Origin of the sequence: Mycobacterium sp. E183 (assembly GCF_001667735.1) — a bacterium.
GTDB lineage: Bacteria > Actinomycetota > Actinomycetes > Mycobacteriales > Mycobacteriaceae > Mycobacterium.
In genome coordinates, this window is sequence record NZ_LZJN01000130.1 from 14974 (window position 1) to 27432 (window position 12459).

The window sequence follows — 12459 nt, forward strand, 5'->3', positions numbered from 1 at the left end:
GCCAAATCTCGGGCGAAGGCCGCCGACCTGCCCTTTTGGCCCTCAGGCGCCCGCCGGTTCGACGCTCGCGGCGCCCGCCCGGTTGTGTGCGCGCTGAACATAGAGGAAACCGTCGACCGCGGCGAGCGCGCACTCGCGGTAATCGAAGTCGGGAAGCGTGGACAGGCGGCCCAGCACGAGGGGCCCGATGAGCAGCGCGATGGCCCGCGACCGGTCCACCTCGCCCAGCTCGGCGGCCTCGGGGCTGTCGAAGATGGCGTCGAACGGCGCGGCGTACTGCTGGGCGATGCGCTCACGCAGCGTGGTGATCGCCGTGCTGTTCACGGCGCAGTCGCGGGGTTCCGGCAGCTCGTCCAGGTCCCGCCCCATGGACAACCACGACATGGCCGTCATCAGCGCCGGCGCCTGTGCCACCGACTCCGCCTGGGCCAGCACCACCGCCACCAGGCGATCACGCAGCGATCCCTCGGCCGGCGGCGTCGGAGACGGCGGGATGAGGCTGTTGAAAGCCGCTGCCAGCAGGTCGTTTCCGCTCGGGAAGTGGCGATACAGCGTGGCCCTGGCCACGTTGGCGGTACGGGTGACCGCGTCGACGGTCACCGCGCTGGGCCCCCCTGACCGCAGCAACGTGGCCGCGGCCTCGAGCAAACGGGCCCGCGAACGCGCTGGACGGGGATCGGTGGTACCGCCGGTAATTGTGACCCACCTCCGAGTTTGAGAACGAGACTATCGGTCTACCTACAAGACCATTGGTCTCGAAACTCCCAACGCCACCGTGAGGAGGCGCAGCATGGTCGAAACCCTGGCCCGGCCCGACCAGCGTACTGACGCAGTCGGCATCGGCGGTAGCCCCCGAGCGCGAAACTGGACGCTGGCCGTCGCCTGCATGGGCGTCGCGCTGGTCGTCGCGTCGATGACGGCGCTGAACACCGCGCTTGGGGACTTGGCGGTGGCCACCTCGGCCACGCAGTCCCAGCTCAACTGGGTCGTCGACGGCTACACCGTGGCGCTCGCGTGCCTGCTGTTGCCGGCGGGCGCGATCGGCGACCGCTACGGCAGGCGCGGCGCCCTGTTGATCGGGCTGATCGTCTTCTCGGTCGGCTCGATGGCGCCGGCGATGCTGCACAGCCCGGCGCAGCTCATCGCCGGGCGGGCGGTGGCCGGCATTGGCGCCGCCTTCGTGATGCCGGCGACCCTGTCGCTGCTGACCGTGGCCTATCCGAAAGACGACCGCACCAAGGCGGTCGGCATCTGGGCCGGCACGGCCGGATCCGGCGGCGTGCTGGGCATGCTCGGTTCGGGCCTGCTGCTGCGGTTCTGGGACTGGCACGCGATCTTCTGGTCCCTGGGCGCCGCCGGGCTGGTCATCTTCGCGCTGGCGTGCACCGTCGCCTCGTCGCGGGACAGCGGCGCGCCGCGGATCGATTCGCTGGGCGCCGTTCTGATCGGCGCCGCGGTGGCCATCGCCGTGGCCGCGATCCTGGAGGCGCCGACCCGAGGGTGGAGCGACCCGCTGGTCTGGGGCGGCCTGGCCGCGGGTGCGGTGCTCGCCGCGGCCTTCGCTGCCGTGCAGTTGCGGCTCGCCGGGCGCGGCCGCCAACCGCTGCTGGACGTCCGGCTGTTCGCCGACCCGAATTTCGCCACCGGCGTCTCCGCGATCGTCATCCTGTTCGGCGCGACGTTCGGGTTCTTCTACATCGGGATGCAGTACGTGCAGCAGATCATGGGCTATTCGCCCCTTGCGACGGCCATCTCCTTCGGGCCGTTCATGGTGCCGCTGGCCATCTTCTCGGCGCTGTCCTTCTGGTACGTGCCCAAACTCGGTCTGCGCCTTGTGCTGTTCGTCGGGACGCTGCTGATGGCGGTCGGCTTCGCCTGCATGTACCGGCTGAACCTGCACTCCTCTTATCTGGAATTCGCTTGGCCGACATTGATATTGGCCACCGGCATCGGAATCTGCACGGCGCCGACGACGTCGGCGATCATGGGGGCGGTGCCCGACGAGAAGCAGGGCGTCGCCTCCGCGGTGAACGACACCTCCCGGGAGATGGGCGGCGCGCTGGGCATCGCGGTGGCCGGTTCCATTCTGGCCGGCCGGTATTCGCACGAGCTCGCGCCGAAGTTGGCGGGCTTCCCCGAGCCGGTCCGCGGCCCGGCCACCGATTCGCTGGCCAAGGCCGTCGAGGTCGCCGGCCGGCTGGGGCCCCAGGGCCACCAGCTCGCCGAGGCCAGCAAGACCGCGTTCCTGGCGGCCTTACACGCGTCGACCATCACGATGGCCGTGATCGTCGCCGTCGCCGCGATGCTGGTCGGCATTTGGGCCCCGGGCCGCGACGGCCGGCAGCTGCGGCCGATCCGCCGCCTGCTCGCCCGACGTCGGCGCTAACCCGCTCGGAGCCGCCCAATACCGTTGTCCGACATCGGGTTCAACCGACTCGACCCCGCCGGGAGTGCTTGAAAACGTCCGCCGATTCTGGTATCACCGGATGTACATCGACAGATACAGGTCATCTCTGAAGTAAGCGCGAGGTGGATGTGGTGTTGATAAGTGATACGAGCGTGGTCGAGCCGGGATGCCCGGCGCTGTGCGAGGCGGCGTCGATCGTGGAGGCCGAATGGATACGCCTGCGGCGACCGAGCGGCCCAGCTCGACACCCCACCTGCGAATTGCCCTCGGTGCGGCGGCGCCCCCGCCGCACGGGCACCATCGTGTCCACCGAACCGACTGACACCGCGTGCTCGACGCACGCCCGCAGACGCCGAACCGACTGGCCGGTCTCCCTGGTCTGGGCGCGGGAGCGTTCACCTCCGCGGCAAGCGTGACACCAAGCCGCTAAGCCCTTTTCAGACGATCGAAGGGAGGTCGAACGAGCGAGACAGCGGTCGTGCCGTCCACGAATATTGCGACGCATCGTTCGCGCGACGCACTCTTGCGCGCGCACCGCCACTTGTCGTGGCCATCTACGTGGACCGCATGAACATCAACCGCTCGCGGGCGGGCCCCATGCCTCACCGTGGGGCCCGCCCCCATACCCGGGCGCCTCAATCAACGAATTCCGCGGCCCGGTGCCCGAGCATCACGATGGTGGCGTGCGGCCCGCGGCTGGTGATGGCCGGCAGGATCGAGCCGTCGATCACCCACAGGTTGTCGACGCCGTGCACCCGGCAGCGCGGGTCGACGACGGCCCGCGGGTCGGTATCGGGACCCATCGGCGCCGTGCCGCACAGATGTTGCGATGTCGACCACACCGGGGCGCCGACATCCGTTGCCGCACCGGCCAATTCACGAGCCATTTCGGCCCCGCGCCGCAGCGCCGCGACGTCGTCCGGCTCGCTGTCGTAACGATGCTCGATGCGGGGAGCCACGTCGGGGTCCGCCGACACCAGCGTGATGCGCCCGCGCGCCCGCGGCTGCATCAGCGCCACGCCGATGTGCGGCCAGTCGGCATGCCCGGCGGTGCCGTCACCGGTCATCGCGACGAATCCGCCCGTGTAGGGCCTGATCTCGAGGTCATCGGCGGTGCTGAGGACGGCCTCGAGAACCGGCCGGCCGGGCGCCACCGTCCAGTCGGTGGACAGCACCCACTCGGGGTGATCGCTGAACGACTCCCCCACCGGCAGCCGGGCCAGCACGGGCACGCCAACGGCCCGCAAACCCTCCTCCGTTCCGACGCCGGAAAGCATGAGCAGCTGCGCCGTTTGAATGGCGCCGGTGCACAACACGATCCGGTCGGCGGTGACGGTCACGCCGCCGTGCGGGCCGATGGCGTCGACACCGACCGCCCCGGTCCCGGCAAATCGCAAACGCAGTGCGCGTGTCCGCGCGTGCAACGTCAGGTTCGGCCGGCCAAGAGCCGGGAGCAGAAAGCCGGCTCCGGATCCGGTGCGCACGCCGTCGACGATGTTGAGCGGAACGGCGCCCACCCCCGAAACCGGTTCGGGCCCGACGTCGTTGAGATCATCGATCCAGTCGAACCCGGCGCCGCGCACGGCGGTGATGAAACGCTCGGTGGTTCCGGTCATTTCGTGGGTTCGCCGCACCCGGATGGGGCCGCTGTCGCCGTGGGCGGGGCCGGCGAAATCCAGGTCGGTCTCGATGGCCCGGAAGCTGCCCAGGACATCGGACCAGGCCCACCCGGGCAGCGCCAGGCTATCGAAGTCGCGGGGCAGCCCGCGGCAGAAGTAGCCGCCGTTCACCGCGCCCGAGCCGCCGACCGTGGCCCCGCGCACGATCGGATGCCGGCGCATGGGGCGATCGGTGAGGCTGGTCTGGTACCGCCGCACCAGTGGACTGCCGGCCCCGATCGGCAGCTGCAGACCGTTGGCGGTCTGAGCGAGCAATCCGGGGTCATCGAGGGCCGGCCCCGCCTCCAGCACGGTCACGGTGCGGCGGGGATCGATGGAAAGACGTTCGGCAACAACCGATCCAGCGCTGCCGGCACCGACGATCAGCACGTCGCTGTGCGGGGCGGCCTTACTCAAGGGGGGTCAAGGTGGCGGCTAGCTCCGAATCTGCGGTTTCAGCGCGCGCAGGTTGCGCTCCCGCAGCACACCCCACCACAATCCGAGCCCGTACGCCAGGTCGTCGACACGTTTGAGCACCAGGTAGGTGAGCAGGCCGATCGGTTCGGCGTCGTCGCCGACGGCGTCCCTGCGGCGCAGCCAGTCCACCACGCCGTCCATGATCGCCGCGACCAGCACGACGTGTCGGAAATGCCGCGACAGCGTGGCGGCCAGCAACGCCAGCGGCCAGTAGTGCCTGCACAGGGCCGACGCCAGCTGCAGCGCCGCCGACCACAGGCCGCGGCCGGCGATCAGCACCACGTCGGTGATCGACGTCTCGGCGCCCCGCATGGCCCTGGCGATCCGGCGACCGGTGAGCACGGCGACGAGGACAGACGCCAGCTGGGTCAGGCTGGTCCCGAACGCCACCAGGATCCAGGTCATCAACGCCCAGCCGGAGATCACCACCGGCGCCGTCTTGTCCGGGTGGCGGACGGACAGCGGCGCGGCCGAACCGCCATAGAATGCCTTGCGCGCGATCCAATCCCGCAGCTCGGTGCGATGGTCGTGGGCGACCAGCGCGATGGGCTCGTAGCGCAGCCGCGCGCCCGCTTCGATGAGCCGCCAGCACAGGTCGACGTCCTCGCCCGATTGCAGGGTCTCGTCGAACCCGCCGACCCCGCGCAGGGCGGCGCAGCGACAGATGATCGCCGCGCTGGGCACGTAGGACACCGTGCTGTGGGGCAGCACCGGCGCTTCGCGCTCGCCGAGGTCGAGCGACGAGTGCACCGCCTCGTACCGCGCCACCACGTTCTCGCTGTGCGACAAACCGACGATGCGCGGGGCGACCAGGGCGACGGTGGGGTCGCAGAAATGCCCGAGCAGCGCCTCCAGCCATCCGCGCCGGGGCGCGACGTCGGAGTCCAGGAAGGCGACGAAGTCGGTGGTGCAGGCCGCCAGCCCGGTGTTGCGTGCGGCCGCCGGGCCCTTGCTGCGCGAATGGCGCAACACCTCGACGTCGCAGTGCGCGCCGACGAAGTCGGCCGGCTCGATCGGCGGGGAGGAACCGTCGTCCACCACGATGACGCGCAGGCCGCGCAGCGAGCTGACCAGGCGGCGCACGCCGGAAAGATTGTCCCGCACCGGGATTACCACGGTCACGTCGTGGTGCGACGGTCCGCCCGCGGGCCGCGGATGCGCCACCGTGGCGTCCAGCAGCGTGCGGGCCAGCTGCGCGCTCACGTCGTCGCGCACCTTCAGCCGGCCGTCGCAGAGCAAGTCCTGGGCGGCCGGCGCCAGCTTCAGCAGCCGCGTCGGCGAACCACCGAGCAGCGCCGAGCCGTCGCCCAGCACCCGGACGCGGCGATCGACCTGGACGGCGAAGCCGTCGGGCAGCCGGGGCTGGCTCATGTCAGCATTCCGTCGCGCCCGGGCGACCAGCGGACCACTCGACGGACACAGGTGTCCACCATCTCGGCGAGGATGCGCTCGCCGTCGGCGGCGGTCGCGGTGGTCGGGTCCCCCAGCACGCCGACGGGGCTGACGGCGGCGACTCCCCCGCGGCGCATCGACGGCAGCAATTCCGGCAGCGGCGCCCTGTTGCCCGCGAGCCACCGGTCGGTCAGCACGTCGGCTGGCGAGATGTGCAGCACCAGCGAGGTTTCGGTGTGCCCGGCGTGGGCATCGCCGCCGCCGGCCAGGCATGGGCACCAGCCGGCGTCGCGGCCCTCGGCCCGCAGCCGGGTCACGGCGGCGGTCAGGGCGGCGATGTTCCCGCCGTGGCCGTTGACGAAGACCAGGCGCCGGGCCCAGTCGGCGGCCGACCGGCCGTACTCGACCAGCAACGCGGTCAGGGCTTCGGTACCGATGGAGATCGTTCCGGCGAAGCTCTGGTGCTCGCCGCTGGCGCCGTAGGCGACGGCCGGCGCCACCCACCAGTCGCCGTCCAGACCGGCCCGGGCGCCGCGCGCGACCGCGGTGGCGATGCGGGTGTCGGTGTCCAACGGCAGGTGCGGACCGTGCTGTTCGGTGGACCCGAGCGGGATCAATATCGACGGCGAGGTGCCCGATAGCCGGCCTGATGTGGCCATCGCCAATTCGCCGAGTACGGGCACTCGGTGATGGTAGGACGAATTCACCTGGCGTGCACCAATTGTTGTCTGGTGAAAACTATTTTTTTCTGGCTGGTTCATCGGGCGTTCGAATTTTGTGCTCGTTCGTCACGGGCACCACGCTTGTACCACCGTTTGCGGGGGCGTCAATCATCCGGATAGGCCTGCCCCGGATATCGGTAATTGGCTGCTCAGGCATTCCCGGTGGGTGGCACGCCGAGCGCCCGGGTGAAGCCGGGCGGCACCAGGATGTCGTCCGCGCCGAGGTCTGCCACACTCGCGTGGCCCAGCCCCATGAGCGCCGAGTCGATGCCGCCGCGCAGGATGTCGAGGACGTTCTCCACGCCGGCCTGGCCGGCGGCCGCCAGGCCCCACAGGTAGGCGCGGCCGATCATCACCGCGCGGGCGCCCAGCGCGACGGCCTTGACGACGTCGCTCCCGCGGCGGATGCCGCCGTCGAGCAGCACCTCCACCTGATCGCCTACCGCGGCGGCCACCGCGGGCAGGGCCCGGATCGACGCCGGCGTGCCGTCCAGGTTGTTGCCGCCGTGGTTCGACACCGAGATCGCCGAAACTCCGGCATCCACAGCCCTTTTCGCGTCGTCGACGCGCATCACACCCTTGAGCATGAAGGGCCCGCCCCACAACTCCCGCAGCCAGGCGATGTCCTCCCACGTCGGGGGCGGCGTGCCCATCCACTCCCCGTAGGCCGCGAAGAACGGCGGGCCGGGCTCGCCGCGGCGCCCCTGGTTGGGCACCCGCAGCTCGGGCGGGTGCAGGGTCTTGCCGAACTTCCACAGCCACCGCGGACGCGTGATCGCCTCCGGCGACAGCCGCAGGATGGTCCGCAGGTTCATCTGCTCGGGGATCTGCGGGCTGCCCCAGTCGCGGCCGTGGGAGAAGGTCCAGTCGGTGGTGACGATCAGGCCGACCGCGCCGGCCTGACGGGCCCGTTCCACCCGCTCGGCGATCGCGTCCCGCCCGCCCAGCCAGTACACCTGGAAGAAGACCTTGGGGTTGGCGGCGATGACCTCCTCGATCGGTTTGCTCGCGAACGAGGACAGGCCCATCGCAGTTCCGCGCGCCGCGGCGGCCCGCGCGACGGCCACTTCCCCGTCGGGGTCGACCGCCTGGACACCGGTGGGCGAAATGATCACCGGCAGTGAAATATCTTGGCCCATAACGGTGGTCGCCAGGTCGCGCTTTTCCTGTGCGCCGACGACGTGGGGCGCGAAACCGAGTTCGCTGAACGCCGCGACATTGTCGCCGACCGTGACCCCTTTTTCGCTCGCGGAAATCAGGGACGAATAGACGGATTTGGGCAGCCGCCGTTTCGCGCGTTCCTGCGCGATGGCGACCGTTTCGAACCATTGGCCGGCCATGGTCTAGACGGGGCTTTCGTTGCACAGGCGGGCGGGCGGCCGAGACAGTGTCAGGGGTACCGGGCCGCCGGACTTCCGGGAGTGGTCGGCGCGGGGGCGCGGCGTCTCGCGCCGCCGGGCCAGCGCCGCCTCGCTGTGGCCCTGGACGCACTCGGGGTCCGGGCCGTCCATCGGCAGGCCGGTGAAGAACTTGGCCGCCATGCAGCCGCCCCGGCAGGCGTCGTAGTGCCCGCAGCTGCCGCAGGCGCCCGCGGACTGCGGCTTCCGCAGCTCGCGAAACAGCGGGGCGTTCTTCCAGACGTTGTCGAACCCGTTGTCGGTCAACACATTTCCGGCCAGGAAGCGGTCGTGGATGGCGAACGGGCAGGCATACACGTCGCCCACCGGGTCGATCAGGCACACCACCCGGCCGGCGCCGCACATGTTCAGGCCGGCCAGCGCCCCGGAGGAGCCCAGTGGCGCCAGGTGGAAGAAGGAGTCGCCGGTGAGCACCCGCTCGCCCTTGGCCACCAGCCACTCGTAGAGCTGAACCTGCTGGGCGGCCGTGGGGTGCAGATCCTCCCAGACGTCCGCGCCGCGGCCCGAGGGCCGCAGCCGGGTGATCCGCAAGGTGGCGCCGTAACGGCTTGCGAGCGCGGCGAATTCGTCAAGCTGGTCGACGTTGTGGCGGGTCACCACGACGGAGATCTTCGCGTCGGCGAAACCGGCGGCGGCCAGGTTCTCCAGCGCGCGCACCGCCATGGCGAAGGACCCCGGACCGCGGACCGCGTCGTTGACCTCCGCGGTGGCGCCGTCGAGCGAGATCTGGACGTCGACGTAGTCGCTGGCGGCCAGCCGGGCGGCGACCTCTTCGGTGATGCGGACCCCGTTGGTGGAGAACTTCACCCCGACGTGGTGCGCGGTCGCGTAGTCGACCAGCTCCCAGAAGTCCGGCCGGACGGTGGGCTCCCCGCCGCCGATGTTGACGTAGAACACCTGCATGCGTTCCAGCTCGTCGATGATGTCCATGCACTGACGGGTGGAGAGCTCTCGCGGATCGCGCTTGCCCGAGGACGAAAGGCAGTGCACGCACGCCAGGTTGCATGCGTACGTGAGCTCCCACGTCAGGCAGATGGGCGCGTCCAGGCCGCTCTCGAACTGCTCGATGAGCCGCGGCACGGTGGCAGTCATGGGGCCTCCTGGGGTACCAACATCTTCGAATCGGCCAACACGCCGAGCGCGTGCAGATAGGGCGCCTCGCCGGCGTCGTCCACCCCCGCCGCGCGGCAGGCGGAATGGACGTCGGCATGGTCGGCCAGCGACCGCACCACGGTGAGGATGGTGCGGTTCTTCAGGAAGGACAGCTTGCGGGTGCCGAAGTGGTAGAGCAGCGCCCCGAAGGGTTCGGGTCGAACCGCCACCTGCGGGTGCAACCGCCAGCCGCGGTCGGGGTCGAACACGGGGTCAGTAGACCCCGCACATGCCGTCGATGGACACCTCTTCGACCAGGGTCTCGGTGACGAGCTGGGTCTCGGTCTCGGTTTCGTGGTCCACGGGTCATTGCCTTTCGTCGGTTCTTGACAACGATGGGGATCGAGTCACAAGCTTCGTCAGAATATGGCATCGAGTGCCGAAATGGAAGGGCGGGTCTCATGGTGCCGCAGCCGCGGGTAGGCCGTCGCCGCTCGACAACGCCGCACCACATCACCGACGTCGCCATCGAGCTGTTCAGCGCCCGCGGCTTCGCCGACGTCAGCGTCGACGACGTCGCCCAGGCCGCCGGCATCTCCCGGCGAACGCTGTTCCGCTACTACGCCTCCAAGAACGCCATCCCCTGGGGTGACTTCGACACCCACCTCGCGCGCCTGCGCGACCTGCTCGACGACGTCGACCCGCGCGTGCCGCTGGGTCAGGCGCTGCGCGATGCGCTGTTGGCGTTCAACACCTTTGACGAGTCCGAGACGGCGCGGCACCGCCAGCGCATGCGGGTGATCCTGCAAACCGCCGAGCTGCAGGCCTACTCGATGACGATGTACGCGGGCTGGCGCGAGGTGATCGCCGGATTCGTGGCCCGCCGGTCGGACCTCAAGACCACGGACCTGCTGCCCCAGACCGCCGCCTGGACGATGCTCGGGGTGGCGCTGGCGGCCTACGAGCACTGGCTCGGCGACGAGTCCGTCCCGCTGCCGACCGCGCTGGGCAACGCGTTCGATGTCGTCGGCGCCGGGTTGGACGGGCTGGATCGGTGACCGCGGACCACCTGCTGCACACACTGCGCGCGCAAGGGCGGTTCTGCGCCCGCTCCGGGTCCCCGATGTACGGCGAACTCTTCGAGCTGGTGGCCCGCGACGTCGAGTCGGGGGGCGTCTTCGCAACGATCCTGTCCGGGCACGAGGAGGACCCCGCGCCCCTCGCGGTGCCGCTGCGCCTGCTCGGCGGGTTACACCGGTTGGTGCTCGACGGCCGGACACCGGGATTGCGCCGGTGGTACCCCAGCACCGGAGGCAGCTGGGACGCCGAGGCCGCCTGGCCGGAAATCGAGGGCGTCGCGGCCGAACACGCCGACGCGCTACGCGCCGCCCTGCGGCAACCGCCGCAGACCAACGAGGTCGGCCGATCGGCCGCCCTGATCGGCGGCTTGCTGCGCGCCAACAGTGAATCAGGTTTGCCGATAAGGCTTTTCGAGATCGGCTCCAGTGCGGGGCTGAACCTGCGCGCCGACCATTACCGTTACCGGTTCGCCGACGGCCAGTGGGGCCCGGGCGATTCGCCCGTGACCATCGAGGACGCGTGGCGCGGCGCGCTACCGCCCGACGGCGGGGTGCGGATCGTCGAGCGGCACGGTTTCGACATCGCACCCATCGACGTCACCGCCACCGACGGGGAGCTCACGGTGTTGAGCTACGTCTGGCCGGATCAGACCGCGCGGCTCGAGCGGCTGCGCGGCGCCGTCGAGGTCGCCCGCCGGGTGCCCGCGCTGCTGGAGCGCCGATCGGCGGCCGACGCGGTCGCCGGGCTGACGCTGGCCGCGGGCGCGTTGACGGTGCTGTGGCACTCGATCACGTGGCAGTACCTGAGCCACGAGGAGCGCGACACGGTCCGCGCCACGATCAGCGCGCTGGGCGAGCAGGCCGACGAACGGTCGCCGCTCGTCCACCTCACGCTGGAACCGGCGCGCGACGCGCCCGGCGCGCCGATCCGGTTCCTGGTGCGGGCGCGTCGCTGGCCGGGCGGCGGTCTCGAGATTCTCGGCGAATGCCATCCGCACGGCCCGCCGGTGCAGTGGCGCTAGGGCTCAGCCCAGCACGTCGGAAATGGGCGCGCCGGCGGCGATCTTCGCGCGCACCTTCATGACCTTGCCGGGCATCCCGCCGCCGACCACGCCCACGAGCACGCCGTCTCGCTCGTAGTAGGCCAGGAACTTGCGGCCGTCGTCCTCGACGAGGTGGACGGTGTCGGTGGCTTCCGGTTCGCCCAGGCACTGGATCTTGACGTCGTACTGGTCGCTCCAGAAGTACGGAACTACGACGACCGACGACGAGGAGTCCTGTCCAAGCATCGCGGGCACCACGACGCGGGTCTGGTCGGCGACGTTGCTCCAATGTTCCACGCGCGCTTGATGTCCCGTGGCGTCGCGCCAGGAGGCGACGTCGCCGAGCGCCCACACGTTGGGCGCGCTGGTCCGCCCGGCCCCGTCGCAGAGCACACCGTTGTCCACGGCGACGCCGCTGCCCTCGAGCCAACCGGTCGCTGGGTGCGACCCGATGCCGATGACCACCAGGTCGGCCGCCAGCTCGGTGCCGTCCGTCAGCAGCACCGTGTCCACCCGTCCGTCGCCGCGCACGTCGGCCACCCCGACGCCGAGACGGACGTCCACCCCTTCGTCGCGGTGCAGGCGCGCGACCAGCTCGCCGATCCGCTCGCCGAGCACCGACGCCAGGGGCGTCGGCTGCGGCTCGACCAACACCACGTCCACGCCGAGGCTGCGCAGGCTGGCCGCGACCTCACAGCCGATGAATCCGGCGCCGATGACGACGGCGCGCCGCGCGGAGGACGCGTGCTCGCGCAGCGCCATGCTCTCGTCGAACGTGCGCAGGACCCGGATGCCCTCGAGATCCGGCAGCGTCGGGATGCGCCGCGGCACCAGGCCGGTCGCGATGACGAGTTCGTCGTAGCCGATCACGGACCCGTCGGCCAGCGTCACCGTCTGCGCCACGGTGTCCAGGGCGGTGGCCGCCGCGCCCAGCCGCAGGGTGATGTCGTTGTCGTCGTACCACTCCCGGGGCTTGAGGGCGACGTCGTCGACCTCCTTGCGCAGCACCTCTTTTGACAGCGGCGGGCGATCGTAGGGCAAATGCACCTCGTCGCTGACGATCGTGACGCGGCCGGCGTACTCCGCCCGGCGAAGTTGCTCGGCGGTCCGGGCGGCGGCCAGGCCGCCACCGACGATCACTATTCCTTTGCTCGCGGTCACGTGGAGTTCA

At 70.6% G+C, this 12459-nt stretch carries 12 protein-coding genes; 3 read left to right on the top strand and 9 right to left on the bottom strand.

The window, feature by feature from the left end; genetic code table 11:
• Positions 1 to 42: 42 nt before the first annotated feature.
• Positions 43 to 648 (bottom strand): TetR/AcrR family transcriptional regulator, encoded by a 606-nt coding sequence (locus A5691_RS13335; RefSeq protein WP_082950301.1) that lies wholly within the window; start codon positions 646 to 648, stop codon positions 43 to 45.
• Positions 649 to 790: 142 nt separating this feature from the next.
• Here A5691_RS13335 and A5691_RS13340 point away from each other — a divergent pair, with 142 nt between their 5' ends.
• Entirely contained in the window at positions 791 to 2386 is a 1596-nt protein-coding gene (locus A5691_RS13340) for an MFS transporter (RefSeq protein ID WP_068017835.1), read from the top strand.
• A 656-nt stretch (positions 2387 to 3042) separates the two neighbouring features.
• On the opposite strand, the gene mftG is transcribed toward A5691_RS13340, so the two are convergent.
• From mftG to mftA, 7 genes are all read right to left on the bottom strand, one after another.
• A complete protein-coding gene (mftG, locus tag A5691_RS13345) occupies positions 3043 to 4482 on the bottom strand; it encodes a mycofactocin system GMC family oxidoreductase MftG (protein ID WP_068017839.1) in 1440 nt (479 codons plus the stop codon).
• An 18-nt stretch (positions 4483 to 4500) separates the two neighbouring features.
• Complete coding sequence (mftF, locus tag A5691_RS13350; RefSeq protein WP_067783437.1) at positions 4501 to 5913, bottom strand: mycofactocin biosynthesis glycosyltransferase MftF; 1413 nt, start codon at positions 5911 to 5913, stop codon at positions 4501 to 4503.
• Positions 5910 to 6641, bottom strand: coding sequence for a mycofactocin biosynthesis peptidyl-dipeptidase MftE (gene mftE / locus A5691_RS13355; protein ID WP_067753483.1), 732 nt, complete (start codon positions 6639 to 6641; stop codon positions 5910 to 5912). Before mftE ends, mftF begins: the two co-directional genes overlap by 4 nt.
• 164 nt (positions 6642 to 6805) lie before the next feature.
• Positions 6806 to 7996, bottom strand: coding sequence for a pre-mycofactocin synthase MftD (gene mftD / locus A5691_RS13360; RefSeq protein ID WP_068017841.1), 1191 nt, complete (start codon positions 7994 to 7996; stop codon positions 6806 to 6808).
• Between the two features lie 3 nt (positions 7997 to 7999).
• Entirely contained in the window at positions 8000 to 9166 is a 1167-nt protein-coding gene (mftC, locus tag A5691_RS13365; protein WP_067783447.1) for a mycofactocin radical SAM maturase, read from the bottom strand.
• Positions 9163 to 9435, bottom strand: a complete 273-nt coding sequence (gene mftB / locus A5691_RS13370; RefSeq protein WP_067753474.1) for a mycofactocin biosynthesis chaperone MftB — start codon at positions 9433 to 9435, stop codon at positions 9163 to 9165. Before mftB ends, mftC begins: the two co-directional genes overlap by 4 nt.
• Positions 9436 to 9439: 4 nt before the next feature.
• A complete protein-coding gene (gene mftA / locus A5691_RS13375) occupies positions 9440 to 9529 on the bottom strand; it encodes a mycofactocin precursor MftA (RefSeq protein ID WP_046186817.1) in 90 nt (29 codons plus the stop codon).
• A 98-nt stretch (positions 9530 to 9627) separates the two neighbouring features.
• Between mftA and mftR the strand changes: the two genes are divergently transcribed.
• Positions 9628 to 10224, top strand: a complete 597-nt coding sequence (gene mftR / locus A5691_RS13380) for a mycofactocin system transcriptional regulator (protein ID WP_067753471.1) — start codon at positions 9628 to 9630, stop codon at positions 10222 to 10224.
• Complete coding sequence (locus A5691_RS13385) at positions 10221 to 11267, top strand: DUF2332 domain-containing protein (RefSeq protein ID WP_068017844.1); 1047 nt, start codon at positions 10221 to 10223, stop codon at positions 11265 to 11267. Before mftR ends, A5691_RS13385 begins: the two co-directional genes overlap by 4 nt.
• A gap of 3 nt (positions 11268 to 11270) precedes the next feature.
• Here the strand turns inward: A5691_RS13385 and A5691_RS13390 are convergent, their stop codons facing one another.
• On the bottom strand, positions 11271 to 12449 hold the full coding sequence (locus A5691_RS13390; protein ID WP_068017847.1) for an NAD(P)/FAD-dependent oxidoreductase: 1179 nt from the start codon (positions 12447 to 12449) through the stop codon (positions 11271 to 11273).
• Positions 12450 to 12459 lie beyond the last annotated feature (10 nt).